The 25,632-nt window shown below is 67.6% G+C and carries 28 protein-coding genes and 1 other RNA gene; 13 read left to right on the top strand and 16 right to left on the bottom strand.

Annotated features, from left to right (window positions below):
* Positions 1-69 precede the first annotated feature (69 nt).
* Genes AB4Y36_RS20640 through AB4Y36_RS20630 form a run of 3 tightly spaced genes read left to right on the top strand, consistent with a single transcriptional unit; the run spans position 70 to position 2,511 of the window.
* A complete protein-coding gene (locus tag AB4Y36_RS20640; RefSeq protein ID WP_069265459.1) occupies positions 70-1,581 on the top strand; it encodes a leucyl aminopeptidase in 1,512 nt (503 codons plus the stop codon).
* A 52-nt stretch (positions 1,582-1,633) separates the two neighbouring features.
* On the top strand, positions 1,634-2,050 hold the full coding sequence (locus AB4Y36_RS20635) for a DNA polymerase III subunit chi (RefSeq protein ID WP_069265516.1): 417 nt from the start codon (positions 1,634-1,636) through the stop codon (positions 2,048-2,050).
* A gap of 59 nt (positions 2,051-2,109) precedes the next feature.
* Entirely contained in the window at positions 2,110-2,511 is a 402-nt protein-coding gene (locus AB4Y36_RS20630; RefSeq protein ID WP_342921433.1) for a DUF2486 family protein, read from the top strand.
* 60 nt (positions 2,512-2,571) lie between these two features.
* Here the strand turns inward: AB4Y36_RS20630 and AB4Y36_RS20625 are convergent, their stop codons facing one another.
* Positions 2,572-2,931, bottom strand: coding sequence for a c-type cytochrome (locus tag AB4Y36_RS20625; protein WP_069265457.1), 360 nt, complete (start codon positions 2,929-2,931; stop codon positions 2,572-2,574).
* Between the two features lie 122 nt (positions 2,932-3,053).
* A complete protein-coding gene (gene ilvD, locus AB4Y36_RS20620; protein ID WP_368616945.1) occupies positions 3,054-4,727 on the bottom strand; it encodes a dihydroxy-acid dehydratase in 1,674 nt (557 codons plus the stop codon).
* A gap of 171 nt (positions 4,728-4,898) precedes the next feature.
* Between ilvD and AB4Y36_RS20615 the strand changes: the two genes are divergently transcribed.
* Together AB4Y36_RS20615 and lgt are read left to right on the top strand one after the other, a co-directional pair.
* On the top strand, positions 4,899-5,858 hold the full coding sequence (locus AB4Y36_RS20615) for a LysR family transcriptional regulator (protein WP_368683950.1): 960 nt from the start codon (positions 4,899-4,901) through the stop codon (positions 5,856-5,858).
* Between the two features lie 236 nt (positions 5,859-6,094).
* A complete protein-coding gene (gene lgt / locus AB4Y36_RS20610) occupies positions 6,095-7,018 on the top strand; it encodes a prolipoprotein diacylglyceryl transferase (RefSeq protein WP_368603819.1) in 924 nt (307 codons plus the stop codon).
* A gap of 100 nt (positions 7,019-7,118) precedes the next feature.
* Here lgt and AB4Y36_RS20605 read toward each other — a convergent pair whose 3' ends face one another.
* The 5 genes from AB4Y36_RS20605 to AB4Y36_RS20585 all read right to left on the bottom strand — a co-directional run bounded on the left by AB4Y36_RS20605 (position 7,119) and on the right by AB4Y36_RS20585 (position 9,523).
* Positions 7,119-7,853: an SIMPL domain-containing protein gene (locus tag AB4Y36_RS20605; RefSeq protein ID WP_342947865.1), complete on the bottom strand. Its 735-nt coding sequence runs from the start codon at positions 7,851-7,853 to the stop codon at positions 7,119-7,121.
* Positions 7,854-7,976: 123 nt separating this feature from the next.
* The gene (locus AB4Y36_RS20600) at positions 7,977-8,435 is read right to left on the bottom strand and encodes an EVE domain-containing protein (RefSeq protein WP_069265454.1); all 459 of its coding nucleotides are present in this window, start codon (positions 8,433-8,435) and stop codon (positions 7,977-7,979) included.
* 113 nt (positions 8,436-8,548) lie between these two features.
* Positions 8,549-8,730: non-coding RNA, 6S RNA (ssrS, locus tag AB4Y36_RS20595), on the bottom strand.
* Between the two features lie 128 nt (positions 8,731-8,858).
* Positions 8,859-9,173, bottom strand: a complete 315-nt coding sequence (locus tag AB4Y36_RS20590; RefSeq protein WP_042268772.1) for a cell division protein ZapA — start codon at positions 9,171-9,173, stop codon at positions 8,859-8,861.
* Complete coding sequence (locus tag AB4Y36_RS20585) at positions 9,170-9,523, bottom strand: ATPase (RefSeq protein ID WP_069265453.1); 354 nt, start codon at positions 9,521-9,523, stop codon at positions 9,170-9,172. The genes AB4Y36_RS20590 and AB4Y36_RS20585 overlap by 4 nt, the downstream gene beginning before the upstream one ends.
* A gap of 374 nt (positions 9,524-9,897) precedes the next feature.
* Here AB4Y36_RS20585 and AB4Y36_RS20580 point away from each other — a divergent pair, with 374 nt between their 5' ends.
* Genes AB4Y36_RS20580 through cobC form a run of 5 tightly spaced genes read left to right on the top strand, consistent with a single transcriptional unit; the run spans position 9,898 to position 14,272 of the window.
* The gene (locus tag AB4Y36_RS20580) at positions 9,898-10,974 is read left to right on the top strand and encodes a FecCD family ABC transporter permease (RefSeq protein WP_368683949.1); all 1,077 of its coding nucleotides are present in this window, start codon (positions 9,898-9,900) and stop codon (positions 10,972-10,974) included.
* Positions 10,971-11,804 (top strand): ABC transporter ATP-binding protein, encoded by an 834-nt coding sequence (locus AB4Y36_RS20575; RefSeq protein ID WP_368683948.1) that lies wholly within the window; start codon positions 10,971-10,973, stop codon positions 11,802-11,804. Before AB4Y36_RS20580 ends, AB4Y36_RS20575 begins: the two co-directional genes overlap by 4 nt.
* Before the next feature lie 41 nt (positions 11,805-11,845).
* Positions 11,846-12,910 carry a nicotinate-nucleotide--dimethylbenzimidazole phosphoribosyltransferase gene (gene cobT / locus AB4Y36_RS20570; protein ID WP_069265450.1) on the top strand — a complete coding sequence of 355 codons (1,065 nt, stop codon included), beginning with the start codon at positions 11,846-11,848 and terminating at the stop codon, positions 12,908-12,910.
* Positions 12,911-12,920: 10 nt separating this feature from the next.
* Complete coding sequence (locus AB4Y36_RS20565; protein ID WP_368683981.1) at positions 12,921-13,697, top strand: adenosylcobinamide-GDP ribazoletransferase; 777 nt, start codon at positions 12,921-12,923, stop codon at positions 13,695-13,697.
* Positions 13,682-14,272 (top strand): alpha-ribazole phosphatase, encoded by a 591-nt coding sequence (gene cobC, locus AB4Y36_RS20560; RefSeq protein ID WP_368683947.1) that lies wholly within the window; start codon positions 13,682-13,684, stop codon positions 14,270-14,272. The genes AB4Y36_RS20565 and cobC overlap by 16 nt, the downstream gene beginning before the upstream one ends.
* 18 nt (positions 14,273-14,290) lie before the next feature.
* Here cobC and AB4Y36_RS20555 read toward each other — a convergent pair whose 3' ends face one another.
* Genes AB4Y36_RS20555 through cobU form a run of 4 tightly spaced genes read right to left on the bottom strand, consistent with a single transcriptional unit; the run spans position 14,291 to position 17,706 of the window.
* Positions 14,291-15,199 carry a cobalamin-binding protein gene (locus tag AB4Y36_RS20555; protein WP_368683946.1) on the bottom strand — a complete coding sequence of 303 codons (909 nt, stop codon included), beginning with the start codon at positions 15,197-15,199 and terminating at the stop codon, positions 14,291-14,293.
* Positions 15,199-16,224: a threonine-phosphate decarboxylase CobD gene (gene cobD, locus AB4Y36_RS20550; RefSeq protein ID WP_368683945.1), complete on the bottom strand. Its 1,026-nt coding sequence runs from the start codon at positions 16,222-16,224 to the stop codon at positions 15,199-15,201. The genes AB4Y36_RS20555 and cobD overlap by 1 nt, the downstream gene beginning before the upstream one ends.
* Positions 16,217-17,152, bottom strand: coding sequence for an adenosylcobinamide-phosphate synthase CbiB (cbiB, locus tag AB4Y36_RS20545; protein WP_368683980.1), 936 nt, complete (start codon positions 17,150-17,152; stop codon positions 16,217-16,219). Before cbiB ends, cobD begins: the two co-directional genes overlap by 8 nt.
* Positions 17,152-17,706, bottom strand: coding sequence for a bifunctional adenosylcobinamide kinase/adenosylcobinamide-phosphate guanylyltransferase (gene cobU, locus AB4Y36_RS20540; RefSeq protein ID WP_368683944.1), 555 nt, complete (start codon positions 17,704-17,706; stop codon positions 17,152-17,154). Before cobU ends, cbiB begins: the two co-directional genes overlap by 1 nt.
* Positions 17,707-17,868: 162 nt before the next feature.
* On the opposite strand from cobU, the gene AB4Y36_RS20535 reads away from it, so the two are divergent.
* Positions 17,869-19,383 (top strand): cobyric acid synthase, encoded by a 1,515-nt coding sequence (locus AB4Y36_RS20535; protein WP_368683943.1) that lies wholly within the window; start codon positions 17,869-17,871, stop codon positions 19,381-19,383.
* 29 nt (positions 19,384-19,412) lie between these two features.
* Here the strand turns inward: AB4Y36_RS20535 and AB4Y36_RS20530 are convergent, their stop codons facing one another.
* Entirely contained in the window at positions 19,413-19,832 is a 420-nt protein-coding gene (locus AB4Y36_RS20530) for a PaaI family thioesterase (protein WP_368683942.1), read from the bottom strand.
* 208 nt (positions 19,833-20,040) lie between these two features.
* Between AB4Y36_RS20530 and AB4Y36_RS20525 the strand changes: the two genes are divergently transcribed.
* On the top strand, positions 20,041-20,667 hold the full coding sequence (locus tag AB4Y36_RS20525) for a ParA family protein (protein ID WP_368683941.1): 627 nt from the start codon (positions 20,041-20,043) through the stop codon (positions 20,665-20,667).
* Between the two features lie 66 nt (positions 20,668-20,733).
* On the opposite strand, the gene panD is transcribed toward AB4Y36_RS20525, so the two are convergent.
* The 4 genes from panD to AB4Y36_RS20505 all read right to left on the bottom strand — a co-directional run bounded on the left by panD (position 20,734) and on the right by AB4Y36_RS20505 (position 23,466).
* Positions 20,734-21,120 (bottom strand): aspartate 1-decarboxylase, encoded by a 387-nt coding sequence (panD, locus tag AB4Y36_RS20520; protein ID WP_069265442.1) that lies wholly within the window; start codon positions 21,118-21,120, stop codon positions 20,734-20,736.
* A 98-nt stretch (positions 21,121-21,218) separates the two neighbouring features.
* Positions 21,219-22,061 carry a pantoate--beta-alanine ligase gene (gene panC, locus AB4Y36_RS20515; RefSeq protein WP_342947874.1) on the bottom strand — a complete coding sequence of 281 codons (843 nt, stop codon included), beginning with the start codon at positions 22,059-22,061 and terminating at the stop codon, positions 21,219-21,221.
* 305 nt (positions 22,062-22,366) lie between these two features.
* Positions 22,367-23,281, bottom strand: coding sequence for a ScpA family protein (locus AB4Y36_RS20510; protein ID WP_256094748.1), 915 nt, complete (start codon positions 23,279-23,281; stop codon positions 22,367-22,369).
* Entirely contained in the window at positions 23,281-23,466 is a 186-nt protein-coding gene (locus tag AB4Y36_RS20505) for a DUF3460 family protein (RefSeq protein WP_069265440.1), read from the bottom strand. The genes AB4Y36_RS20510 and AB4Y36_RS20505 overlap by 1 nt, the downstream gene beginning before the upstream one ends.
* A gap of 471 nt (positions 23,467-23,937) precedes the next feature.
* Between AB4Y36_RS20505 and AB4Y36_RS20500 the strand changes: the two genes are divergently transcribed.
* A complete protein-coding gene (locus AB4Y36_RS20500) occupies positions 23,938-25,623 on the top strand; it encodes an autotransporter assembly complex family protein (protein WP_368606882.1) in 1,686 nt (561 codons plus the stop codon).
* Positions 25,624-25,632 lie beyond the last annotated feature (9 nt).

Here is a 25,632-nt window from a genome sequence, read left to right as displayed (position 1 = left end):
GCCGCGGGAAAAATAGCGGATAATTGCGGCTTTCATCCTAAGCCCTGATTTTATCCGAGGACAAGCGCGATGGACTTTAGCATAAAAGCCTGTGACTGGAGCAAAGGCGGGGACGGCCCCTTCCTGACCGGCAAGTCGGATTGTGTCGTGGTCGGCGTGTTCGAGGCGCAAACCCTCTCGGGCGCGGCGTTCGCCATCGACAGCGCCATTGGCGGCGCAATCGCGCGCGTCGTCAAGGCCGGCGACATCGACGGCAAGGCCGGCTCCACGCTGTTCCTGCCGGAAGTGAGCGGCATCGGCGCCTCGCGCGTGCTGCTCGTGGGTCTCGGCAAGCAGGACGCGTTCGGCCAGAAGGCTTACGGCGACGCGGTCAAGGCCGCCTGGCGCGCGATCCTCGGCACGAAGATCGCGCAGGTCACCTTCACGCTCGCGCAATTGCCGGTGAAGGAGCGCACGGGCGACTGGGGCGTGCGCACCGCCATTCTCGCGCTGCGCAACGAGACCTATCGCTTCACGCAGATGAAGAGCAAGCCCGACGTCTCGCAGCGGGCCCTCAAGCGCGTGGTCTTCAGCATCGACGCCGCCGAAGAGAAGGCCGCGAAGCTTGCGGCGAAGCAGTCCGTCGCGCTCGCCAACGGCATGGACCTCACCCGCGACCTCGGCAATCTGCCGGGCAACGTCTGCACGCCGACCTATCTCGCCGCCACGGCCAAGAAGCTCGCGCGCGACTGGAAGCTCAAGGTCGAGGTGCTCGGCCAGCGCCAGATTGAGACGCTCAAGATGGGTTCGTTTCTTTCGGTAACAAAGGGCTCGGTCGAGCCGCCGCAGTTCATCGTGCTGCACTATCAGGGCGCCAGCGCCAAGGCCGCGCCCATCGTGCTGGTCGGCAAAGGCATCACGTTCGACACGGGCGGCATTTCGCTCAAGCCCGGCGAGGGCATGGACGAGATGAAGTACGACATGTGCGGCGCGGGCTCGGTGCTCGGCACGATCCGCGCGGTCGCCGAAATGGGGCTCAAGCTCAACGTGATCGGCATCATCCCGACCTGCGAGAACATGCCCGCCGGCAACGCCACGAAGCCGGGCGACATCGTCACGACGATGGCGGGCCTCACGGTCGAAGTGCTCAACACCGACGCCGAAGGCCGCCTGATCCTGTGCGATGCGCTCACCTATGCCGAGCGCTTCAAGCCGGCCGCCGTGGTCGACATCGCCACGCTTACGGGCGCCTGCATCATCGCGCTCGGCCATCACAACAGCGGCCTCTTCTCGAAGGACGACGCGCTCGCGGGCGAGCTGCTCGACGCCTCGCGCGAAGCGAACGATCCGGCCTGGCGCCTGCCGCTCGACGACGAGTACCAGGACCAGCTCAAGTCGAACTTCGCCGACCTCGCCAACATCGGCGGGCGTCCGGCGGGCAGCGTGACGGCGGCGTGCTTCCTCTCGCGTTTCACCGAAAACTACCCGTGGGCGCACCTCGACATCGCCGGCACGGCGTGGAAGAGCGGCGCGGCCAAGGGGGCAACGGGCCGTCCGGTGCCGCTGCTCGCCCAGTTCCTGATCGATCGTGCCGGGCAATGAGGGCAGGAATGGAGATTGCTGCCCACCTGACGGTGTGTAGAGTGGTGTGGGCATGACGCGCATCGATTTCCACACGAACGTCGGCGACTCGCTGCTGTATGCGTGCCGCCTCGTGCGCAAGGCGTATCAGGCGGGCCAGCAGGCGGTCGTGCTGGCCGACCCCGCGCGCCTGCGCGCGTTCGACGAAATGTTGTGGACCTTTTCGCCGCTCGACTTCGTGCCGCACTGCATGGCCGAGAGCCCTCAAGCGGGCGAATCGCCCATCGTGCTGGCAACGGATCTCGAGCGCGCACCGCATCATCGTGTGCTGCTCAATCTCGGCGCCGAGGTCCCGCCGCAGTTCGCACGCTTCGAGCGCCTGCTCGAAGTGGTTGGCGATGCGCCCGACGAACTCGCGTCGGGCCGTGAGCGCTATCGTTTCTACCGCGACCGCGGTTACGCGCTCAACAACTACAAGCAGGGCGGCTGAGGCCGGACGCGCGAGGCGTACCGGCGCAAGGCCGACTGCCCCGATCGATGGAGGTAAACATGTCCGGCATGCACGACTCGGAAGATGCTGCGATTCCGCTCTTGAACGAGGTGATGGTGAGCGGCAATCCGCTGCGCGCGCACAACGTCGAAGAGGCGAAGAGCGCGACGGCCGCTGCCGTCCAGGCCGCCGTGGCCGAGCGCGAGGAGGGCCTGTTCGCGCACGACGCCGACGCGCTCGTCGAGCGGCTGCGCGGCCGTTGCCTGACCTGGCTCACCGGCGAAGGCCGTGCCGTGATCGAGGCGCGCTGCAGCGCCGCGATGCAGGAACATACGAACTGGCTCGTGGGTCAGGTGTCGCGTGAAATCGGTCTTGCGCTCGAAACGGAACTCACGAACTGGGTGAAGGCCGCCGTGCGCGAAGAACTGGCGGCGCGCGCGGGGCGACCGCCTTCGGCCTGATTCAGTTGGGCGCGCGGCGGCGAGCGGCCACTTCGTGGCCCCGCCGTCACATCGTCCGCTTCACTTGAGCGTGAGGATCCAGCTCGCGAGTTGCGCCGCCTGTGCGGGGTTCAACTGCGTGTTGGCCGGCATCGGCACGGTGCCCCACACGCCGCTGCCGCCTTCCAGAATCTTGTGGGTGAGATAGGTCTGCGCATCGGGCTTGCCCGCGTACTTCGCGGCGACATCGCGCAGGGCGGGACCCATGAAATTGCGGGTCACCGAGTGGCAGCTCATGCAGTTCTGCTGCTGGGCGAGCGCGAGGCCGGTGGGGCCATGCTGCGCGCGGGCCGGGGCCGACCCGAGTACGCCGGCAAGGCCGATGGCGAGCGCGGCGGCGAGCGTCGCTATCTTGTTCTTCGCTTGCGACTTCCGTTTCATACTGGTCTCCGCCCGCGTATGCGCCGGCTGTGTCGTCGCATTATAAAAGCAAAGGGCGCACGTCCTGGACGTGCGCCCTTTGTTTGACTGCAGGTCGAGATTCGAATGACGCCAGGCTCCGCCTAGCCCGTCACCGCGCCCTGGTTCGCCGGGCGCGCGAGCGCCGCGTACTTCGCCATCACGCCGCGCGTGTAACGCGGCGCGGGCTGCTTCCAGGCCGCGCGCCGGCGCGCGAGTTCGGCGTCGTCCACGTTCAGTTGCAGCAGGAGCGTGTGAGCGTCGATGGTAATCGAGTCGCCTTCCTGCACGAGCGCGATCGTGCCGCCTTCGAACGCTTCCGGCGCGACGTGACCCACTACCATGCCCCAGGTGCCGCCCGAGAAGCGCCCATCGGTGATGAGCCCAACCGACTCCCCAAGCCCCTTGCCGATGATCGCCGAAGTCGGCGCGAGCATTTCCGGCATGCCGGGGCCGCCCTTCGGGCCGAGGTAGCGCAGCACGACGACGTCGCCGGCCTTGATCTTGTCTGCGAGGATGGCTTCCATCGCGCTCTGCTCGTCGTCGAACACGCGCGCGGGGCCCGTAATCACCGGATTCTTCAGACCGGTGATCTTGGCGACCGCGCCGTGCGTCGCGAGGTTGCCCTTGAGGATCGCCAGATGGCCTTCCTTGTACAACGCCTGGCTGATGGGGAAGATCACCTTCTGGTCCGCGCGCGGCGCGGACGGCACGTCCTTGAGTTCTTCCGCGATGGTTTTGCCCGTGATGGTGATGCAGTCGCCATGCAGGAGGCCCGCATCGAGCAGGATCTTGAGCACCTGCGGAATGCCGCCGGCCTCGTGCAGGTCGGTGGCGACGTATTGCCCCGAAGGCTTCAGGTCGCAGATCACCGGCACCTTCTTGCGCATACGCTCGAAGTCGTCGATGGTCCATTCGATTTCCGCGGCATGCGCGATGGCGAGGTAGTGCAGCACGGCGTTGGTCGAGCCGCCCGTCGCCATGATCAGCGCCACGGCGTTCTCGATCGACTTCTTCGTGATGATGTCGCGCGGCTTGAGGTCCTGCTTGACGGCCTCGACCAGCACGCGCGCCGATTGCGCCGCCGAGTCGACTTTCTCCTCGTCGGGGTTGGCCATCGTCGACGAATACATGAGCGACATGCCGAGCGCCTCGAACGACGAGCTCATCGTGTTCGCGGTGTACATGCCGCCGCACGAACCGGTGGACGGGCAGGCGTTTTTCTCGACGCCTTCGAAATCTTCTTCGGTCATGCGCCCCGCGGTGAACTCGCCCACGGCCTCGAACGCCGAGACGATGGTGAGCGCCTTACCCTTCCAGTTGCCCGGGCGGATCGTGCCGCCATACACGTAAATGCCGGGCACGTTGATGCGCGCGAGCGCGATCATGCCGCCGGGCATGTTCTTGTCGCAGCCGCCGATCACGACTACGCCGTCCATCCACTGGCCTTGCACGCAGGTCTCGATGCAGTCCGCGATGACTTCGCGCGAGACGAGCGAGTATTTCATGCCCTCGGTGCCCATCGACATGCCGTCCGAGATCGTGGGCGTGCCAAAGGTCTGCGGGTTCGCGTCGGCGCGCTTGACGGCGTCGACGGCCGCGTCGGTCAGGCGCTGCAGGCCGGCGTTGCACGGCGTGATGGTCGAATGGCCATTGGCGACGCCGATCATCGGCTTGTCGAAGTCGGCTTTCTCGTAGCCGAGCGCGTAATACATCGAACGGTTGGGCGAACGGGCGACGCCTTGCGTGATGTGCTTCGAACGACGGTTATAGGGCATGGGGACCTCCGGTGGAATTTGTCTCGGATGCCGGGAGTGGGTTCTGTTTTGGGGGCGCGCCGGCACGTCTATCGAAGCATGCGATTTCGCGAGAACGCTGTCCAATATATTATTCGTGGTCTATTGAGTCGAAAAACATATCAACATGACAACAGCGCGAGACCGCCGCCGATGAATCCGACTATCCCCGATCTGCGCCAGCTTCGCTATTTCGTCGCCGTGGCCGAGGAGCAGCATTTCGGCCGCGCTGCGGCGCGCCTGTCGATGACGCAGCCGCCGCTCTCGCAGGCCATTCGCGCGCTCGAGGAGACGCTGGGGGTGGAGCTGTTCGCGCGCACGCGTCGTTCGGTCGAATTGACGGCCGTGGGCGCCGATCTGCTGCCGGAGGTCAGGCGCCTGCTGGCGAGCGCGGAAGCGTTGCGGCCGCTCGCGCAGAGCCTCGCACGCGGCGAGGCGGGCGTGCTCGCGCTGGCCTTCGTTTCGACCGCCGACTACGGCTTGCTGCCGCTTCTGCTGCGCGAGTTCGGCGCGCGCTATCCGCGCGTGCGCCTGCAGCTCGCCGAAGCCACGAGCGACGTGCAGGTGGAAGAACTGGTGGCGGGGCGCATCGACGCCGGCCTCGTCATTGCACCCGTGCCGCCGCGCCACGCGGCTCAGCTTGCTTACCAGCGGCTCGCGCGCGAGCCGCTCGTGGTCGCCATGCCCTCGGCGCTTTCGGTGCGCCTTGGCGGCCCTTCAGCCGACGACTGGCACGACGAGCCCGTGAGCCTGCGCGATCTCGCCGATGTGCCGCTCGTCGTCTTCCCGCGCCATCTGGCCCCCGGCTTCTACGACACCATCATGGACTGCTACGGCGCAGCCGGCCTCGCGCCCCTGATCGGCCAGGAAGCGATCCAGATGCAGACGATCGTGAGCCTCGTCTCGGCCGGCATGGGCGTGGCGCTCGTGCCGCAGTCGCTGCGCCATCTGCGGCGCACGGGCGTCGTGTACCGGCCGCTCGCCGGGGCGGTGCCGGCCATCGAAACGGGCCTCGTCTGGCGCTCGGCCGAGGTGAGCCCGGTGCTCGCGGCGTTCATCGAGATCGTGCGCGCGCACGCGGCGACGGCGGGTGGCCCGGCGCGCGAGGGCTAGTCTGAAGCTGGGTGTGCCGCGCGCGTCATCTGTCACCGTGACACTCGCCGCGCATCGCCAAACGTGCATTTTCGTTTGCGCCCCCTCGCGTCGGCGATAATGTCACGCCGTGACGCGCGGGCGGCGAACCTCGCCGCCTTGCAAACGTCCAACGCGCTTTGCCCGCTCGTGTGAGCGGCGCGCGACTGCTTACAAACCCGATTTCATTCGATATCGCCGACAAGACTTCATCCACGATGCTCATCCACCCGAACTTCGACCCCGTCGCCATTCATCTGGGGCCGCTCGCCGTGCGCTGGTACGGCCTCATGTATCTCGTCGGCTTCATTCTGGCGATCGTGATCGGCCGTCTTCGTCTGCGTCTGCCGTACGTGGCGGCGCAAGGCTGGACCGCGAAAGACATCGACGACATGCTGTTCTACGGCGTGCTCGGCACGATCCTGGGCGGGCGCCTGGGCTACGTGCTGTTCTACAAGGCGAGCTGGTATTTCGCGCATCCGCTCGATATCTTCAAGGTGTGGGAAGGCGGCATGTCGTTTCACGGCGGCTTCCTCGGCGTGACGTTCGCGATGGTCCTGTTCGCGTGGCAACGCGGGCGCACCTGGCTGCAGGTCACGGACTTCGTCGCGCCGATGGTGCCCACGGGGCTCGCCTTTGGCCGTCTCGGCAACTTCATCAACGGCGAGCTGTGGGGCCGAGTGACCTCGCCCGATTCGCCGTGGGCCATGCTGTTTCCCGGCGCCGCAAACGACGACGCCGCGTGGCTCGCCGCGCATCCGCAACTGGCCGCGCAGTGGCACCTGAACGAAGTGTTCGCGCAGTACCATCTGCTGCCGCGCCATCCTTCGGAACTGTATGAAATCGCGCTGGAAGGCATTGCGCTCTTCATCGTGCTGATTCTGTTCGCGCGCAAGCCGCGCCCCGTCGGCGCGATTTCGGCGATGTTCCTGATCGGCTATGGTCTCGCGCGCTTCACGGTCGAGTTCGCACGCGAACCCGATGACTTCCTCGGCCTGCTTGCGCTCGGCCTCTCGATGGGCCAGTGGCTCTCGCTGCCGATGATCATCGTGGGTATCGGCCTGATGGCGTGGGCGTATCGCCGCGCCAAACGTGGCAAGGACGGCAACGACCGCGCGCAGGTAGCGGGCGCGAAGAGCTGACACGCGCGCGAACGCACCTCGCGTTTTAGCCCATGAAAAAGGCCACGGTTTTCACCGTGGCCTTTTTACTTGCGTGCTTGCGTGGCTCGTATGGCGCGCCTTACTTCATCTGCACCGAGCCGGAAACGTTGACCGTCACCGTGGACGTGCCGCCTTCGAGCGGCACGGGCGACGACATCTTCGCGTCAGCCGAAGCCGCGCGTGCGCTCATCATCATCATGGGGCGCGGCATCACGCCCGAGTGCCCCACGTTCACGTCGCGAATCGAGTAGCTGCTATAGCCGAACGCGCGCGTGGCCGAGAGGGCCTGGTCGCGGAACGAGGCGATCGCCTGGCCCGAAAGTTTTTGCTCGGCGGCGCGCTGCGCTTCGGGCGACAGCGAGAATTGCACGTTGCCCACCTGCATGATCGACGAGAGATCGCCGGCGAGCTTCGATGCCGCCGCGAAATCATGCGACTCGAGTACGACTTCCGTGCGGCCGCGCCAGGCGGAGATGCGCCCGTCGCGATCCGTCGAAGGGAAGATCGAGAACTGGCCGGAATGCGCGGTCACGCCCGCGACGCCTCTGGCCCGTTGAAGCGCGGAGTCGGCGCGCTGATTGAGCGTCGCGGTGAGCGAGGCGGGATCGTTCGCTTCCTGTTCGTAGAACAGCGTAATGTTGACGACGTCCTGAGGCACTTCGGCGCTCGCCTGCGCGGACAGCGAAAGCACGCCCGAGGGCTGCTGCAAGCGCGCGTCGCTCTGTGCGAACGCGGCGCCCGGTGCGAGCGTCATGGCGAGGGGGAGGGCGGCAGCCAATGCGGCTGCGAGCGTGACGACGGTTTTTCGGTTCATTGAGGCTCCTTGCAGAACTGGCGTCGCGCGCGAGGCATCTGTTGTGACGCGCGACTGTGCGCGATTGTGCTTGAAGTCGCGCACGAATGCTGTATGCGTGCCGGCCATCGAGGCCGAACCGCATCACATCAGATGTTTCGTGATGAAGTTCCACTCGGCCGTGGTGACCGGCGTGATCGAGAGGCGGTTGCCCTTGGCGAGCACGCGCATGTCCGCGAGTTCCTCGTGCTCGCGCAAGGCGGCGAGAGAAATCAGCGGGCACTTCTTCTTGAATACGACGTCGACGAGCATCCAGCGCGGATTCTCGTGCGTCGATTTCGCGTCGTAGTAAGGGCTTTTCGGATCGAACTGCGTGGGATCGGGGTAGGCCGTGGACGACACCTGCGCGATGCCTGCGATGCCGGGCTCGGGGCAGCTCGAGTGGTAGAACAGCACGCCGTCGCCTTGCTGCATGGTGTCGCGCATGAAATTGCGCGCCTGGTAGTTTCGTACGCCGGTCCAGGGCAGCGTGCGCTGCGGCGCGTTTGCGAGGTCGTCGATGCTTGCTTCGTCGGGTTCGGACTTCATCAGCCAGTAGCGCATGAGTCGAAGTTCACGTCGAAAGGGGGGAGGGGCGAGCGTGCATGCCGCGAAAGTCGCCAATGCACGCCGCACAAAGGAAAACGGCATCGGACTGTGGTCCGATGCCGTTTGAATAGGTCCCCGCCATAGCCGCTAGGCCGGCATCCTGAACCGAGGGTTCAGAATTGGTCGCAGTTAGCAGCACTTCGGGTACATCAGACTGTGTGACGCGCACGCCCGTGCTACAAATTTCCGCAACCGTGCACATGGCATTGGTTCAAGGAATATATGACCTTGGCGAACCAGGCAGGGAAGCTGACTAAACTGGTTGGCAGCGTGTTTAGAAACGCGCGTTTCTAAACAAATCAACGCTACCTTTGAACAACATCATACCGCACGTTGCTGCGTAATACTGCGGCTTACAACCGCGGTGTACATCAGCGCTTATTGCACACCGTACTGATGAATGACAGCGCCGAGTTGTTCGTTCATTTGGCGCATTGTACGACGGATTTCTTCGGCTGGGAATGCTTCCCCGTGACGCACGCTGGTTTGCAGGCGCAGCAGTTCCGAGGCGAGCGAGAGCGCCGCCATGACGGCGATGCGATCGGTGCCGCGCACGTTGCTGTGATTGCGGATCTTCGACATCTCGGCGTCCACGCGCGCCACGGCTTCGAGCAGTGCCTGTTCCGTTTCCGGCGAACAGACGAGGCGATAGGTTTGGCCGAGTATCGTCGCTTCGATCTGCTTGGTGGTCATGCATTTTCTCCGTGGCGGGCCGCGTTGCTGTCGTCGTCGGTGCTCTGCGACGGCTCGAGCAGATCGAGCTGGTTGTCGCGCTCGTTACCTGCGCGTGCGCGTGGCAGCTTTTCGAGGATCGCGTTCAGACGCACCTGCGCATCGTCGATCTTGGCCGAGAGTGCATCGCGCTCTGCCTGCAGCGCGGCGCGCTCTTCGCGGACCTGTTCGAGTTCGGTGCGTGTTTCGTCGCATTGCGCACGCAGCTGCGCGAGTTGCTCTTCGAGTGCGAGGCGTGCTTCGTGTTGGCGCTGATTAATCTCGATCAGCCGCCCGATGTTTTGTGAGAGTGTTTCGAGTTCGTTGAGCATGTGCTGCGTCCTCTAAAGACAGGCATTCTAGCGCGGATTAACGCGTATTTTGATAATTGTGTCGTTTCCAGACGTAACAACCCGGCTTCTTACCGGAATCAGGCCCGAAACCCTCGCTACGTGTGCTGCATACGCTGGGCGGGAACGTAATTTGCCAAGGCCGCGCGCGCAGCGCATCGTCTCGATCGTGGTCTGCGCGTTATAACATCACGGATTCATGGTCTTTTGCCAGTGCTTTCGCGAACGGCTTATGCCACGTCATGCAGAATCCCTGGCGACCAAAATACTGCGCTCTGTCGTGGCCTGCGTATGCCCCTGCTGTCTTTTTGTGTGAGCTTGATTGAAATCCGCTGCCGAGTTCCCCGATGCGTTCCATGAGCCGCGATGAGTCCCATGCTGTGCCGCCCGTGCCGCCGATACACGCGCTGCCGCGCCGCTCGATGAGCGCGCGCCGTGCATGCATGATCTGGGCCGCGCTCGCAGCCGTGGCGCTCGTGGTGTTCGCTGCATCGCTCGCAACCGGCAGCGTGAGCGTGACGTTTGCGCAGGCGCTGGCGGCGCTCGCTCCCACGCACGACGTGTACGGCGCGCCGGACATGGCGATCGAAATCGTGCGTACGCTGCGCTTGCCGCGCGCGTTGGCGGGGTTTGCATGCGGCGGCTTGCTCGCGCTGGCGGGCGCGCTGCTGCAGGTGCTGCTGCGCAATCCGCTTGCGGAGCCCTACGTGCTCGGTGTGTCTGGCGGCGCTGCCGCATTCGCACTCGTGGCGATGATCGCTGGTGTGGCGTGGTGGGGCGTGCAGGCGAGCGCGTGTGCGGGCGCGTTCGTTTCGATCCTGCTGGTGCTCGGCCTCGCGCGCCGCGAGTTGTGGCGCGGCGAGCCACAAGACAGCTCGCCGCGGCTGCTCCTGACGGGCGCGGTGACGGCGGCAGGCTGGGGCGCATTGATCACACTGCTGCTCACGCTCGCGCCCGACACGCGCCTGCGCGGCATGCTGTTCTGGCTCACGGGCGACCTCAATGGCGCGGGCATGCCATGGCCCGCGCTCGCAACGCTTGGCGTGGTCCTTGCGTGCATCGTGCCCGCCGCGCCGATGCTCAACGTGCTGCTGCGCGGCGACGCTGCCGCGCAGGCGCTCGGTGTGCCGGTGCTGCGTCTGCGCGTGGGCATTTATCTTGCCGCGTCGCTCGCGGCGGCCGCTGCGGTGACGACGGGCGGCACCATCGGCTTCGTCGGGCTCGTCGTGCCCCACATGCTGCGCCTCGCGTTCGGCAACGACCAGCGCATGCTCGTGCCGGCCGCCGCGCTCGCGGGCGGCGTGGCCGTGATGGGCGCGGACCTCGTCGCGCGTACGGTGGCGGCGCCCGCGCAGTTGCCGGTGGGCGTCGTGACCGCGCTCGCGGGCGTGCCGGTATTCCTGTGGATGCTGCTCGCGAGGCGCGGACGATGAGCGATACGCATCCCCCCCTGCTCGCGGTCCACGCGCTCACGTTGCGCGCGGGCGCGCGCACGCTCGTGGAATCGCTCACGCAAAAGTTTGCCGCCGGCGAAATCTGGTGTGTGGCGGGCGCAAATGGCGCGGGCAAGACTACACTGATCGGCGCGCTCGCGGGCCTGGGCGAGCCCTCGGCGGGACGTGTCGAAGTCGAGGGCATCGCGCTCGCACAGTGGCCGCCGGTGCGCCTCGCGCAGCGTCGCGCGCTGATGCCGCAGGACCAGCGCGACGCCTTCAGCGCGAGCGTGATCGACACCGTGCTGCTCAATCGCTACCCGCATCTTTCCGGCTGGGGTTGGGAAGCCGATGCCGATCGCGCCGCCGCGCACGCCGCGCTCGCCACGCTCGGCCTCGAAGCGTTCGCGGCGCGCGATGTGCTGTCGCTCTCTGGCGGCGAGCGCCAGCGCGTCGCGCTTGCCGCCGCGCTGTGTCAGGGCGCGCCGCTCCTGCTGCTCGACGAGCCGCTCGCCCATCTGGACCTGCATCATCAGATTGCGTGTCTCGAAGCGCTCTCGCACTGGGTGCGCAGTGAGGCGCGCGCCGTGCTGTTTTCGTGCCACGATCTCAATCTTGCGCGGCGCTTCGCGACGCACGCGCTCCTGCTCGACGGCCGCGGCGGTTTTCACGCGGGCCCCGTGCGCGATGTGCTCACGCCGGAACGCGCGAGCGCCGCATTCGGACATCCGCTCGTGCTGATACGCGAGGGCGCGCACGAGGCGCTTGTACCCGCACTCGTACCGACATCTTCATCACCGCATTCGCCGGGATCGAACGGCGTGCACTAGTGCGCCGCTGTCGCCCGCATCACTTTGAAACGAAATACACCATGACGTCATCGCTTACCGAACTGCTCGCCGTCGAACCGCTCGACCTCTCGTTGCGCGACGAACTGCAACGCCTCATCGACACGAAGACCAAACCGCCCGGCAGTCTCGGCCGCCTCGAAACCCTGGCGCGCCAGCTCGGCATGATCCAGGGCACGACGCGCCCGAGCGTCGAGCGTCCCGTGATGATCGTCTTCGCAGGCGACCACGGCATCGCCGCCGAAGGCGTGAGCCCGTACCCGCAGGCCGTGACCGCGCAGATGGTCGCGAACTTCGTGGCAGGGGGCGCGGCGATCAACGTGTTCAGCAGCGTGGCGGGACTCACGCTCGAAGTCGTCAACGCGGGCGTGGCGTCGCCGCTGCCGCCGTCGCCGACACTCGTCGATGTGCCCATCGCGGCCGGCACGCGCAACTTTGCGCACGAGCGCGCCATGACGCGCGACGAAGCCCTCGCCGCGCTTGCGGCGGGCGCCGAGCGCGTGCGTCATCACGCGGCGCTCGGCACGAACGTGATCGGCTTTGGCGAAATGGGCATTGCGAACACGTCGTCGGCCGCGTGCCTGATGAGCCGGTTGTGCGGCGTGCCGATCGATGAATGCGTCGGGCGCGGCACGGGCCTCGACAATGCGGGCCTCGCGAAAAAGCGCAATGTGCTCGCGGCGGCGCTCGCGCATCACGCCGATGCGCGCGAGCCGCTCGACGTGCTCGCCGCGTTCGGCGGCTTCGAAATCGCGATGATGGCGGGCGCATATCTCGAAGCGGCGCGCTCGCGCATGGCGATTCTCGTCGACGGCTTCATCGCCACCTCGGCGCTGCTCGTGGCCGACTCGCTCGCGCCGAACGTGCGCGACTACTGCGTGTTTGCGCACGCATCGAACGAAGCGGGGCACCGTCGCATGCTCGATCACTTCGGCGCGCGCGAACTGCTTACGCTCGACCTGCGTCTGGGCGAGGGCACGGGCGCGGCGCTGGCGGTGCCGCTGCTGCGCGCGGCGGTGGCGTTCCTCAACGACATGGCGAGCTTCGAGTCGGCCGGCGTCGACAATCGCAGTGATCGCCACGCCTGAGCGCCGCGCGATGAATCCGCTTGCGGAGCTGCGTTACTTCTTCACGGCGCTCGGCTATTTCACGCGCGTGCCGGTGCCGCGCTGGGTGGGCTTCGAGCCCGCCTGGCTCAACGCGGCGGCGCGTTACTTTCCGTTCGTCGGCGCGTTGATCGGCGCGCTTGGGGCGCTCGTCTATCTCGCCGCGTTGCGCGTGTTTCCGGCGAACGTGGCCGTGCTGCTGTCGATGGCGGTCACGCTCCTCGCGACGGGCGCCTTCCACGAAGACGGTCTCGCCGACTGCCTCGACGCATTCGGCGGCGCGTACGCCCGCGAGGACGTGCTGCGCATCATGCACGATTCGCGCATCGGCGCATTTGGCGCGATCGGCCTCGTGGTGGCCCTCGCGCTCAAGTGGCAGACGCTCGCGGCGCTGCCGCCGGCACGCGCCGCGATGCTGATGATCGCCGGCCACGCCGCGAGCCGCGCGTGCGCGATCAGCTATCTCGTCTCGCTCGAGTATGTGCGTGCCGAGGGCAAGGCCAAGCCCGTCGCGCAGCGCATGAGCATGCCCGCGTGGCTGTGCGCGTGCGTGTTCGGCTTGCCGTGGCTGTTCTGGCCGGTGTGGTCCGGCGCACCCGACTGGCGCGCGGGCGTCGCGACGCTCGGCGTGCTCGCCGTGCTGCGCTATGCACTGGGGCGTTACTTCGTGCGCCGCATCGGCGGCTATACGGGCGATTGTCTCGGCTTCGCGCAGCAGGTGTTCGAGATCGCCATCTACCTCGTGGGACTCGCATGGATCTCGTTCTGATCCGCCATCCCGCCGTGGCGGTGGATGCGGGCGTGTGCTACGGCGCGAGCGATGTGCCGCTCGCGGGCGACGCGACGCAGCAGGCCGCGTCGCTCGCTGAGCGGATCGCGGCGCTCGGCGTGCGCGAACCGCAGCGTATCGAAACTAGCCCGCTCACGCGCTGCGCGAGCGTGGCGGCGGCGCTCGGCCGTCTGCGCGGCCATACGCCGCAAGCCGAAGCACGCCTCGCAGAGATGGATTTCGGCGCGTGGGAGATGCAGCGCTGGGACGCAATCGAACGCGCGCAGATCGACGCATGGGCCGCGAATTTCGAGCACGCGCGCGAGCATGGCGGCGAGAGCGTCGCGCAGTTCGATGCGCGCGTGAGCAGCTGGTTCGATACGCTCGACGCGCGCGAGAAGTGCACTGTTTGGGCCGTTACGCATGCGGGCGTGATCCGCACCCTCACGGCGCGCGCGCTCGGCATGCCGCTCGCGCGTTGCGTGCGCTGGCCGCTGGAGATGGGCGCCATTGTGCATTTGCGTTACGACTCGTCGAGCGCCCTGTGGCTGCTCGCGCGCTGGAACGCCTGGTAAGTCGCTGAGGATAGCGAATCAATGCGCGGCGGCGTTGCGCGAGCGGGCGAGGTCGAGATCCTCGCACATCTGCGCCGCGCCCTGGGCGATGCGCGGCGCGGGGCGCGTGAGCAGATCGCCGTCGATGGCGAAGAGATTGCCGCGCGCGACGGCGGCTAGCGCCGGCCAGGCGCGCCAGCGCTCGAGGCCCGGCAGCGGGCGGTCCGGCGACGTCGCGCCTTGCGACGCGGTGACGATCGCATCGGGATTGGCCGCGAGGACGGCTTCCGTCGATACCGTCGGCACGAGCGGTTCGAGGGCCGCGAACACGTTGCGGCCGCCGCAGAGCGCGATCACGTCGCTGATCATGTGCGAGCCGTTGATGGTCATCAGCGGCTGATCCCAGACTTCGTAGAACACGCTCACGGATGCGCGCTGCGCATAGCGCGCGTGCAGCTGCGCGATGTCGCGGCGGTAAGCATTCGCGGCGGCCTGCGCAGCGTCTTCGGTGCCGAGCAGCACACCGAGGCGCGTGAGCGAGGTCGCGACATCGTCGAGCTTGTGTGGCTCGCTGAAAAAGAGGGGGATGTGCAGCGCGCGCAGACGATCGAGCTGTTGCTGAGCGTTGCCGTGACGCCAGACCACGATGAGGTCGGGCTTGAGCGCGGCGATGCGCTCGAGGTCGAGCGCGCGATTGTCGCCCACGCGCGGCACTTTTTGCGCTTCGGGCGGGTAGTCGCTGTAGGCCACGGCGCCGACCACTTTCGCGCCGCCGCCTGCGGCGTAGAGCAGTTCGGTCACGTGGGGCGCGAGGCTCACTACGCGCTGCGCTGGCGCGGGGAGGGTGACGGTGTTGCCCGCGTCGTCGATGGCGGTGACGGTCGCATTCGCGGCGCACGGCAGGAGCGTCGCGGCCAGCAGCGCCAACGCAATGACGACTGTGCGCATCAGCCGATCGCCCGCATGGCTTGTCCGAGTGCGCTTTCGAAGCGCTGCCATTCGCTTTCTGACGCGGGCACGCCAAAGCGCAGGCTGGCCGGTGCGTCGAAGCGGCGCGTCCATACGGCGTGGCGCGCGAGGGCGTCCTGCAGCGCCGGCGCGCGCGGGTCCGCGAGCCACGCGAACAGCGGCGTGGCGTGCGGCGTGAAGCCGTGAGCGCGCAGCAGCGCGACGAGGCGCGCGCTTTCGGCGGCGAGCCGAATGCGCATTTCGTTCTGCCACGCGCTGTCTTCGAACGCATGGGTGACCGCGTGGCGCGCCGGCCCGCTCACCGTCCACGCGCCCAGATGCGCGCGCAACGCGGCCAGCAGGGCAGGCGCGCCGAGCGCGAATCCGCAGCGCGCGCCCGCGAGCCCGAAGAACTTGCCCGGCGAGCGCAGCACGACGAGTCCTTCACGGCGGGTTGCGTGCGCAAGCGTTTCGGATCGCTCATGGCCGAACGCATCGGCAAAAGCTTCGTCGACGATCAGCGTGCCGCCGCGCGCCGCGAGTTGCGCATGCCAACGCAGCAGGCGGTCGGCAGCAAGATGCGTAGCCGTCGGATTGTTCGGATTCACCACGACGGCATGCGTGACGGTATCGGGCAGCGTGTCCTGCATGACATCGAGCGGCACGATCTCATGGCCCGCGCGCGCGAATGCCGGTGCGTACTCCCCGTAAGTGAGCGGAGCGATTGCTACACGCGCGCGCGGCAACAACGCGGGCAGCGCGCGGATCGCGGCCTGGCTGCCCGCCACCGCCAACACGTGGCGGGCGTCGGGCGCGCCGTAGTAGTGCGTGGCGCTCGCAGCGAAGCCGTCGCCGTCGTCGGGCAGGCGCCGCCATGCCGCGGACGGCACCGGCGGCACAGGGTAGCCGTGCGGATTGACGCCGGTGGAGAGGTCGATCCACGCGTCCCAGGCGATGCCGAAACGCTGCGCGGCTTCGTGCAGATTGCCGCCGTGCGCGACGAGTGCGGCTGGGTGTTCAGACATGGGTCGCCACGCTCACGAAGGCCAGGGCGAGCAGCGCCGCGAGCCACAGAATGGTCGTGCGCTCGACGAGCCGCAAGGCCGCATCCACGTGCTGCGCGCGCGGCGGCGAGCCCGCGCCCAGCGCCGGGCGCTCCTCCAGCATGCCGTGATACACGGCCGCGCCGCCCAGCAGCACGTTCAGGCTGCCCGCGCCGGAGGCCATGACGGGACCCGCGTTCGGGCTCTCCCAGCGATGCGCTTGTTCGCGCCAACAGCGCAGCGCTGTGCGCGTGTCGCCGAGCAGCGCGTAGCTCGCGGCCGTGAGGCGCGCGGGAATCCAGTTGAGCACGTCGTCGATGCGCGCGGCTGCCCAGCCGAAGCGCAGGAAGCGCGGGGTGCGATAGCCCCACATGGCATCGAGCGTGTTGGCGAGACGAAACGCGAGGGCGCCCGGGCCGCCCGCGATCGCGAACCAGAACAGCGCGCCGAAGATCGCGTCGTTGCCGTTTTCGAGCGCCGATTCGACGGCCGCGCGCGAGAGCGCGGTGGCGTCCGCCCCTGCTGTGTCGCGCGAGACGATGCGGCCGGTCAATTCGCGCGCGGCGGCGAGGTCGCGCCGGGCCAAAGCGGCCCCGATCGGCGCGATGTGCTCGGTAAGACTGCGCGCGCCGAGTGCGAACCAAAGTAGCGCGACGTGCAGCGCCCAGGCGAGCGGCCAGGGCAGCAGCGCACACAGCAGCGCGGCGACTACGACGGGCGGCGCAACGGCGGCGAGCCATGCGACGAGGCCGAGCGGACGGCCGCGGCGGCCCGTGTTCAGGCGCGCTTCGATCTGGTTCGCGTATTTGCCGAAGGCGACGAGCGGGTGTGCACGGCGCGGTTCGCCGAGCCAGCGGTCCACGGCGACGCCGGCCACAGCGAGCGCGGCGGTGACGGGTAGCGAGAGCATCATGAGGTCCCGCGCGGCGCTTTGAGCACGAGAGGCAGGCCCGCGGCGACAAGCGTGGCGTGGTCGGCGAGCGCCGCGATGCGCTGATTGAGGCGGCCGAGTTCGTCCACGTAAAGGCGCGTGGCAGCGCCCATCGGCACGACGCCCATGCCGATCTCGTTGCTCACCACGAGCACCGTGCCTTGTGCGCGCTCGCAGGCGGCGGCGAAGGCGTCGAGGCGCTCGCGCCAGTCGGGCAGCGGCGCTTCGGAGTCGGCGGGGCAAAGCAGATTCGCGAGCCACAGCGTGAGGCAGTCGATCAGCACGCACTGGCCGGGCCCCGCGGCTGCGTCAAGTGCGCCCGCGAGATCGAGCGGCGCCTCGGCGAGCGCCCAGTGCGCGGGCCGCCGCGCGCGATGGTGGCCGATGCGCTCGGCGAACTCGGTATCGTCCGTCACGCGCGCGGTGGCGATATAGGTGACGGGCAGACCGCTCGCGGCAGCGAGGCGTTCGGCGTGCGCGCTCTTGCCCGAGCGCGCGCCGCCGACGATGAAGGTGAGATCGCGCGAATTCATCGCGTGATTGTAACGGCTGCACCCAGGCTCGCTGTTGTCCCATCGGTCAATGTCGCGCCGTGGTCCTGCGCCCTGGTCCTGCATCGGGCGGCGGCGCGATGGGATAATGCGCGTTCGCCTTCGCTGCCCCCCATGCGCTTCATGACCGCCACGCTACCCGCCATGCCCCGCGTACCCACCGGCACGCTGATGATCCAGGGCACGACCTCCGATGCCGGCAAGAGCACGCTCGTCGCCGGCCTGTGCCGCCTCGCGCGCCGCGCGGGTGTACGCGTCGCGCCGTTCAAACCGCAGAACATGGCGCTCAACAGCGCCGTGACCGTGGATGGCGGCGAGATCGGCCGCGCCCAGGCGCTGCAGGCTGTCGCCGCCGGCATCGAGGCGCACACCGACCTCAATCCGGTGCTGCTCAAGCCCAATAGCGACCTCGGCTCGCAGGTCATCATCCACGGCAAGGCGCGCATGAATCTCAACGCGCGCGCGTACCAGGACTACAAGCCGCTCGCGCGCGAGGCCGTGCTGGCGTCCTACGCGCGTCTGCGCGCGCGCTACGACACGGTGTTCGTGGAGGGCGCGGGCAGCCCCGCCGAAGTCAACCTGCGCGCCAACGACATCGCCAACATGGGTTTCGCCGAGGCGGTCGATTGCCCGGTCGTGCTCGTGGCCGACATCGACCGGGGCGGCGTATTCGCGCATCTGATCGGCACGCTGGCCTGTCTTTCCCAGAGCGAGCGCGCGCGCGTCAAAGGTTTCGTCATCAACCGTTTTCGCGGCGACCGCACGCTGCTGGAACCGGGCCTCGCCTGGCTCGAGCAGCAGACGGGCAAGCCGGTGCTGGGCGTCGTGCCGTATCTGCACGGCCTCACGCTCGACGCCGAGGACATGCTGCCCGGCGCGGTCCACAGCGGCGCGCAGGCCGCCGGCGAGACGCTGCGCGTGGTGGTGCCGGCGCTGCCGCACATCAGCAACCACACCGACTTCGACGCGCTGCGCGCCCATCCGCAGGTCGATTTCACCTATGTGCGCACGGGCGAAGCGCCGCCCGCCGCCGATCTCGTGATCCTGCCGGGCTCGAAGAACGTGCGCGACGACCTCGCGTGGCTGCGCGCCCAGGGCTGGGAGACGGCGCTCGCGCGGCATCTGCGCTATGGCGGCCGCGTGATCGGTATTTGCGGCGGCATGCAGATGCTCGGGCGCGCGATTGCCGATCCGCACGGCGTGGAGGGCGAGCCGGGCGCGGTCGAGGGTTTCGGCTGGCTCGACTACGAGACCGTGCTCACGCGCGAAAAGACCTTGAAGAACGTGACGGGCGCGCTCGCGCTGGAAGGCGCTAACGGGCATGCGGACGCGGGCCCGGCGCGCGTGGCGGGCTACGAAATTCATATGGGCGAGACGCGCGGGCGGGCGCTAGCGTCGCCCGCGCTGTGGCTCGCTGAGGGAGACGATGGGGCGACGCGCCCCGATGGTGCGCGCTCGGCGGACGGCCAGATTCTCGCGACCTACGTGCACGGCCTCCTCGACACGCCGCAAGCGTGCGCGGCGCTCTTGCGCTGGGCCGGGCTCGCGCAGGCGCGCGCGGTGGACTATCCGGCGTTGCGCGAGGCGTCGCTTGAGCGGCTGGCGGACACGCTCGCGGCGAGCCTCGATCTGGAGAAGGTGTTCGGCGTAATCCGCTGACAGCGCAGCTAAAAGCGCGGCTGCCCGGCTCAGTAAAGCACCATCTGCGTACAGCGGAACAGCGCGATGGTCTTGCCGTCCGGGCCGCTCACGGTGGCGTCCCAGACCTGGGTGCTGCGCCCGAGGTGCACGCCCTTGGCCACGGCCGAGATCGTGCCTTCGCGCGCGGTGCCGAGATGATTGCTCTTGATCTCGATGGTCGTGAAGTTTTTCGCGTTGGGCGGCAGGTGCGCGAGGCAGGCGTAGCCGCAGGCCGTGTCGGCGAGACCGATCACCGTGGCGGCGTGCAGGAAGCCATTGGGGGCGAGCAGGTCGCTGCGCACGTCGAGTTCGGCGTGCAGCAGGCCTTGCTCGAGGACCAGCGGCCGAAAGCCCAGCAAATCGGGCAGGCGGCCGCGCTGCCTCTCGAGCAGGGATTCGATCGTGATGTCGTGGCGTAGCGTGCTCATGGTCGCTCAGTCTCCTTGATTTGATATGAACATTGCGGGTGCGCGCTCGTGGGGGGCTTCGGCGGCGCGCAATTTGCCGATAATATCGGACGGTTGATTCGGGGCGCCGGCTCGTCCGCAAGTCGCCTCGCAAGGTATCGAAACACGCATCACGCAAAATCACGGCAATCCGGCTGGCCTTGCGCCAGCCATCCTGACGGGAGCATTCATGACGGTAATCGTGGTGGCGAATCCCAAGGGCGGCGTGGGAAAGAGCACGCTGTCCACCAATCTGGCCGGCTATTTCGCCGCACAAGGCGAGTGGGTGGCGCTCGCGGACCTCGACCGGCAGCAGTCCTCGCACGCATGGCTCGATCTGCGGCCCGCGACGCTGCCGGCGATCGAAAGCTGGCAGGTCGATCTGGACAACCCGGCCAAGCCGCCCAAGGGACTCGAGCACGCAGTCATCGACACGCCCGCCGGCCTGCACGGCAACCGGCTCCAGGCGATCATCGAGCTGGCGGACAAGGTGATCGTGCCGCTGCAGCCCTCGATGTTCGACATTCTTGCCACCCAGGACTTCCTGAACCGCCTCGCCAAGGAAAAGTCCGTGCGCAAGGGGGCGATCCAGGTGGGCGTGGTGGGCATGCGGGTGGATGCGCGCACGCGCTCGGCCGAGCAGCTGCAGCGCTTCGTCGAGGGCCTCGAACTACCGGTGCTGGGCTATCTGCGCGACACGCAGAACTACGTGCAGCTCGCCGCGCACGGCCTCACGCTGTGGGACGTCGCGAAGAGCCGGGTCGAGAAGGACCTCGACCAGTGGCAGTCGATCATCGGCTGGGCCGACGGCAAATAAGCGCGCCAGAAGGCGGGCAAGCGCGGCGGCGCGGGCCCGATGAGCCGCGCCCGCCAGCCCCGCGGTTTAGCTCCAGGCCTGCGTGGGCACGTGGTCGCGGCTGCCCTTGATGCGGTTGTTCTCGTCCACGAACACGAGGTCCGGTTTCCAGCCGGCCTTGAGCTCTTCCTCTTCCACGTTCGCGAAGGCCGCGATGATCACGAGGTCGCCTAGTTGCGCGCGGCGCGCGGCCGAGCCGTTCAGCGAGATCATGCCGCTGCCGCGCTCGCCCTTGATCGCGTAGGTCGTGAAGCGCTCGCCATTGTTGATGTTCCAGATGTCGATGCGCTCGTTTTCGACGATGTTCGCCGCCTCGAGCAGGTTTTCGTCGATGGCGCACGAGCCTTCGTAGTGCAGCTCGCAGTGCGTGACCGCGACGCGGTGGATCTTCGACTTGAGCATATGGCGTTGCATGGAGGGTCTCCTCAGGCGAGCGGGCGCGCGGCCCGCCGCGGGTAAGCGGAATCTGGGGGGATCGGGTGAAAGCGGGACGGCGCGGCCGCCCGCGGCCCTCAGATTTCGAGGTTGTCGATCAGGCGCGTCGCGCCGAGCTTCGCGGCGGCCAGCACGACGAGCGGCGACTCGGCGTCGCCGGCCACGCCCGGTGAGGGCGGCAGCAGGTTCGCGCGCTTGCGGATCGCGATGTAGTCGGGCTTCCAGCCGCGCGCGGCGAGCGTCGCCATGGCGTCGAGTTCGAGCTGCTGGAAGTCGCGGCGGCCCGACAGCACCGACTCGCGGATCGCGCGCAGCACGCCCGCCAGTTGCGGCGCCTCGGCGCGCTCGGCTTCCGTAAGGTAGCGGTTGCGCGAGCTGAGCGCGAGGCCGTCGGTGTCGCGCACGGTTTCGGCGGCGATCACTTCGGTCGGCAGCGCGAACTGGTTGCACATCGCGCGCACGATCATGAGCTGCTGGTAGTCCTTCTTGCCGAACACGGCCACGCGCGGCTGCACGCACGACATCAGCTTCATGACGACCGTGCACACGCCTTCGAAGAAACCGGGGCGGAACTCGCCTTCCAGAATGTCGCCGAGATCGTGCGGCGGGCGCACGCGGTACTCCTGCGGCTGCGGATACATGTCGCGCTCGGTGGGCGCGAACAGCACGTAGACGTTTTCCTTCTGCAGCTTCTCGATGTCGTCCTGAAGCGTGCGCGGATACTTGTCGAAGTCCTCGTTCGGGCCGAACTGCAGCCGGTTGACGAAGATACTCGCCACGACCGGGTCGCCGTGCTGGCGTGCGAGGCGCATCAGCGAGAGATGGCCTTCGTGCAGGTTGCCCATGGTCGGCACGAACGCCGTGCGGTTTTGGCCGCGCAACTGGTCGCGCAATTCCTGAATCGAGCTGATGACTTTCATGGTCGGATGCTTTATGCCTCGCGCGGGGGCAAGACTTGGGTTGCACGGCCGCAAGCCAGAGACCCGGACGAAGGGCCGCGAGCGGACGTTGCGCGCCCGGTCCGCGCGAGTGGCGCGGTGCCCCGTATATGGGACGAGACCGGGCAGGCGCGGGCGATTGTAGTGGATTTGTGAATGCGGCGCACCCGCCTCGGGTAGGGGCTTGTCCTGACGTTCCGCTGTGCGGCCCTTTGGAGGTTCCCGCGCGATGCGGTCCTATTTACTGCCTTCGCTGCGCGCGGACCCGGGCAAGGCCCGGCCGGGGATCAGGCGGGCAAATACGCGAGCCGCACGTAAATCGGCGCGAACGGTTCGGGCTGGGTGATCTCGATGAGCGATTCGCGCGACAGCTCCAGCATGGCGATGAAGTTCACGACCACGACGGGCACGCCGCGCGTAGTGTCGAACAGCTCGGAAAATTCCATGAAGCGCTCGCCCTGGAGCCGGCGCAGGATGATGCTCATGTGCTCGCGCACCGAGAGCTCCTCGCGCGAGATCTTGTGATGCTGGACGAGCTTCGCGCGCTTGATGACGTCGGCCCACGCGGCGCGCAGGTCGTTGCTGTCCACGTCGGGGAAGCGCGGCGTGATGCTCTGCTCGATGTAGACCTCGGCGCGCAGGAAGTCGCGCCCGAGCTGCGGCAACTGGTCCAGGCGCTGGGCGGCGAGCTTCATCTGCTCGTATTCGAGCAGGCGGCGCACGAGTTCGGCGCGCGGGTCCTCGGCTTCCTCGCCGGTGTCGGCCTTCTTGACCGGCAGCAGCATGCGCGACTTGATCTCGATGAGCATGGCCGCCATCAACAGATATTCGGCCGCGAGTTCGAGGTTGGTCTTGCGCAGTTGCTCGACATAGCCGAGGTACTGGGTCGTGACCTCCGCCATCGGGATGTCGAGGACGTTGAAGTTCTGCTTGCGGATGAGGTACAGCAGCAGGTCGAGCGGACCTTCGAAGGTCTCGAGGAAGACTTCGAGCGCGTCCGGCGGGATGTAGAGGTCCTGCGGGAGCTTGAAGAGCGGCTCGCCGTAAAGGCGTGCGAACGCGACGCCGTCGACCGTGTCGGGCGTCGAGTCGGTTGCGGGTGTGGTCAGCGCCTCACCGGGCGTTTGCCCGGCAGCGTGGCCCGCGTGACTGGCCGCGTGCTCGCCCGCTGGCGGCGCGCCGGCCCCGTCGGCCTCGGCCATCAGAAGTTCTGGTAGTAGACGTAAGACGTCTGCTTCACGCGCGAAGCCTGCTGGCGCTCGCGCTCGTCGAGGTCGATCGGCTGCTTGTCCCACAGGAGCGCGCGGCCCTTGCGTTGCTGTTCTTCGAGCTGCGGCTTTTGCTGCTTGAGCTGGTTGATGAACTGCGTGATGTCCGATTGATACATGGCTGACGTCCGTCCAGTAAGGCGGGGCGCCTGATTGCGCCGCGCCGCTAATTCTGTCGGCGGCAATTTTACCGCAAGCCAACGCCGCGGAACATCCGCCCGGGCGGAACGCGTTGGCCATCCCCTCGGCCGCCCCGCGCGCGCCATAGGTCCGGCCGCGCCCGCCGTTGTGGCACGCTTTGCACCTCCTCCTGGGGTTTTGACGCGCCGATGTGGTGAAATAACGCGTTTGCGCCCGTTGCCGCTTCCCGTGCCGCCCTGCGCGCGAGCGGTGCAACCGGTGGCAACCAGTTCTACGACGGCAGGAGGTGGCGTTTGGCGGGATGGGTGATCGAAGCATTGAGCGCACGGCGGCGCCCCTCGCGGGCGGCGCGGCCACGGCTCGCCGCGTGCCTGATCGTGTGCCTCGCCGTGTGCTCCGCTGTGGCACCGCCCGCCCGGGCCGACATCCTGACCACCTTCCTGCCGTGGATGCGCCCGCGCACCTACTACGACGTCGATATCCAGGCCACCCCGCGCGATCTGCGCAAGCTGCTCGAGGCGCACCTCGACATTGCGCGCTTTGCCACGCGCGCCGACGTGAACGAGGACCAGTTCGAGTTTCTCGTGACCGCGACGCCGCAACAGGTGCGCGACCTCGCCTCGACGGCGGGCTATTTCACGCCGGTCGTGCGCACCGATGTGCGCACGATCGACGGCAGGCGGCACGTGCGGGTGAGCGTCGATCCGGGGCCGCGCACCACGATTTCGTCGGTGAAACTCGTCTTTCGCGGTCCGGTCCTCACGGAAGACCCGGCGCAGGAGAACACCGCGCGCTTCGCGTTCTCGCTGCACGAAGGCGACGCCTTTACGCAGTCGGGCTGGGACGACGCCAAGAACGGCTCGCTCAAGGCGCTGCAGGCGCGCCGCTACCTTGGCGCGAAGATTACGTTTTCGGAGGCGCGGGTCGATCCGCTCAGGCACGACGCGCAACTTTCCGTAACGTTCGACAGCGGGCCGACCTTTACGCTGGGCAAGCTCGATGTTTCGGGGCCGCGGCGCTATCCGGGCTACATCATCGACAACGTGAATCCGCTTTCGCCGGGCGAAATCTACGACCTGAAGCGCGTGGCCGAACTGCAGCGCCAGGTGCAGAACACGCCGTACTACGCGAGCGTGGCGATCGACGTCGACGCGAACACGCAAAAGCCGCTCGAGACGCCCGTGCACGTGAAGGTGAGCGAGTTCCCGTACAACAACTTCCGCGGCGGCGTGGGTTATTCGACCGATACCGGCGCGCATGTCCAGGGCTCCTACACCTACCTGAACACGTTCGGGGCGGCGTGGCCGTTCCAGGTACAGGGGCGGCTCGACCAGATCCAGAAGTTCGGTCAGGTCCAGCTTTCGATGCCGCCGGGCCCGCGCGCCTGGACCAACAGCCTCGTCGCGTCTTACACCACCACCGACGTCTCGGACACCAACATCTATAGCGCGCGCGTCGGGGTGCAGCGCACGCGCACCTCGCAGAACATCGACTATGCGTACGCGCTGATGTTCTACGACGACCGACTTACGCAGAACGTGGGGCCGTCCTCGCGGGCCTATGCGCTCGTGCCGACCTGGGGCTGGACCCGCCGCAACGTCGACGACCCGCTCTTTCCGCGCTCGGGCAACATCATCCGCGTGGAGGCGGGCCTCGCGCTCAAGAACGCGGGCGCCGAGCAAAGCTTCTTTCGCGCCTACATGCGCGGCCAGCAATACCTGCCGATCGGCCACAGCGACATCATGGTGTTCCGCGCGGAACTGGGCGGCGTGTTCACGGGCGGCCCGTCGAGCGGCATCCCCGCGTCGCTGCTGTTCCGTGCGGGCGGCTCGAACTCGGTACGCGGCTACTCGTTCCAGAGCATCGGTAACGACCAGTCGGGCTCGATCCTGCCGACCAAGTATCTCGTCACCGGCTCGGCCGAGTACCAACACTGGTTCAGCCACGACTGGGGCGGCGCGGCGTTCTTCGACGTCGGCACCGCGACCGACACCTGGGGCGAAAAGCAGTTCGATCCGGGCGCGGGTATCGGCGCGCGCTGGCGCAGCCCCGTCGGGCCGGTCAACCTCGATCTCGCCTATGGGTTTCGCACTCACAGCGTGCGGCCTTATCTGACACTCGGGATCGCCTTCTGATGATGACGT

Origin of the sequence: Paraburkholderia sp. BR10936 (genome assembly GCF_040965735.1) — a bacterium.
GTDB lineage: Bacteria > Pseudomonadota > Gammaproteobacteria > Burkholderiales > Burkholderiaceae > Paraburkholderia > Paraburkholderia nodosa_A.
Note: the sequence above shows the minus strand (reverse complement) of the source record. Positions and strands in the feature narration are given on the sequence as shown.

Excerpts from the sequence above, each read along its gene's own strand:
- AB4Y36_RS20580 (WP_368683949.1), top strand. The coding sequence starts at position 9,898 with ATGAGCCGCGATGAGTCCCATGCTGTGCCGCCCGTGCCGCCGATACAC.
- AB4Y36_RS20630 (WP_342921433.1), top strand. The coding sequence starts at position 2,110 with ATGTCCGGCATGCACGACTCGGAAGATGCTGCGATTCCGCTCTTGAAC.
- panD (WP_069265442.1), bottom strand. The coding sequence starts at position 21,120 with ATGCAACGCCATATGCTCAAGTCGAAGATCCACCGCGTCGCGGTCACG.
- AB4Y36_RS20535 (WP_368683943.1), top strand. The coding sequence starts at position 17,869 with ATGCCCCGCGTACCCACCGGCACGCTGATGATCCAGGGCACGACCTCC.
- AB4Y36_RS20605 (WP_342947865.1), bottom strand. The coding sequence starts at position 7,853 with ATGAACCGAAAAACCGTCGTCACGCTCGCAGCCGCATTGGCTGCCGCC.
- cobT (WP_069265450.1), top strand. The coding sequence starts at position 11,846 with ATGACGTCATCGCTTACCGAACTGCTCGCCGTCGAACCGCTCGACCTC.
- panC (WP_342947874.1), bottom strand. The coding sequence starts at position 22,061 with ATGAAAGTCATCAGCTCGATTCAGGAATTGCGCGACCAGTTGCGCGGC.
- cobC (WP_368683947.1), top strand. The coding sequence starts at position 13,682 with ATGGATCTCGTTCTGATCCGCCATCCCGCCGTGGCGGTGGATGCGGGC.
- AB4Y36_RS20585 (WP_069265453.1), bottom strand. The coding sequence starts at position 9,523 with ATGCTCAACGAACTCGAAACACTCTCACAAAACATCGGGCGGCTGATC.
- AB4Y36_RS20615 (WP_368683950.1), top strand. The coding sequence starts at position 4,899 with ATGAATCCGACTATCCCCGATCTGCGCCAGCTTCGCTATTTCGTCGCC.
- AB4Y36_RS20625 (WP_069265457.1), bottom strand. The coding sequence starts at position 2,931 with ATGAAACGGAAGTCGCAAGCGAAGAACAAGATAGCGACGCTCGCCGCC.
- AB4Y36_RS20640 (WP_069265459.1), top strand. The coding sequence starts at position 70 with ATGGACTTTAGCATAAAAGCCTGTGACTGGAGCAAAGGCGGGGACGGC.
- AB4Y36_RS20635 (WP_069265516.1), top strand. The coding sequence starts at position 1,634 with ATGACGCGCATCGATTTCCACACGAACGTCGGCGACTCGCTGCTGTAT.
- AB4Y36_RS20530 (WP_368683942.1), bottom strand. The coding sequence starts at position 19,832 with ATGAGCACGCTACGCCACGACATCACGATCGAATCCCTGCTCGAGAGG.
- AB4Y36_RS20500 (WP_368606882.1), top strand. The coding sequence starts at position 23,938 with ATGCGCCCGCGCACCTACTACGACGTCGATATCCAGGCCACCCCGCGC.
- cobU (WP_368683944.1), bottom strand. The coding sequence starts at position 17,706 with ATGAATTCGCGCGATCTCACCTTCATCGTCGGCGGCGCGCGCTCGGGC.
- AB4Y36_RS20555 (WP_368683946.1), bottom strand. The coding sequence starts at position 15,199 with ATGCGCACAGTCGTCATTGCGTTGGCGCTGCTGGCCGCGACGCTCCTG.
- AB4Y36_RS20600 (WP_069265454.1), bottom strand. The coding sequence starts at position 8,435 with ATGCGCTACTGGCTGATGAAGTCCGAACCCGACGAAGCAAGCATCGAC.
- ilvD (WP_368616945.1), bottom strand. The coding sequence starts at position 4,727 with ATGCCCTATAACCGTCGTTCGAAGCACATCACGCAAGGCGTCGCCCGT.
- AB4Y36_RS20575 (WP_368683948.1), top strand. The coding sequence starts at position 10,971 with ATGAGCGATACGCATCCCCCCCTGCTCGCGGTCCACGCGCTCACGTTG.
- AB4Y36_RS20505 (WP_069265440.1), bottom strand. The coding sequence starts at position 23,466 with ATGTATCAATCGGACATCACGCAGTTCATCAACCAGCTCAAGCAGCAA.
- lgt (WP_368603819.1), top strand. The coding sequence starts at position 6,095 with ATGCTCATCCACCCGAACTTCGACCCCGTCGCCATTCATCTGGGGCCG.
- cobD (WP_368683945.1), bottom strand. The coding sequence starts at position 16,224 with ATGTCTGAACACCCAGCCGCACTCGTCGCGCACGGCGGCAATCTGCAC.
- AB4Y36_RS20525 (WP_368683941.1), top strand. The coding sequence starts at position 20,041 with ATGACGGTAATCGTGGTGGCGAATCCCAAGGGCGGCGTGGGAAAGAGC.
- AB4Y36_RS20590 (WP_042268772.1), bottom strand. The coding sequence starts at position 9,173 with ATGACCACCAAGCAGATCGAAGCGACGATACTCGGCCAAACCTATCGC.
- AB4Y36_RS20565 (WP_368683981.1), top strand. The coding sequence starts at position 12,921 with ATGAATCCGCTTGCGGAGCTGCGTTACTTCTTCACGGCGCTCGGCTAT.
- cbiB (WP_368683980.1), bottom strand. The coding sequence starts at position 17,152 with ATGCTCTCGCTACCCGTCACCGCCGCGCTCGCTGTGGCCGGCGTCGCC.
- AB4Y36_RS20510 (WP_256094748.1), bottom strand. The coding sequence starts at position 23,281 with ATGGCCGAGGCCGACGGGGCCGGCGCGCCGCCAGCGGGCGAGCACGCG.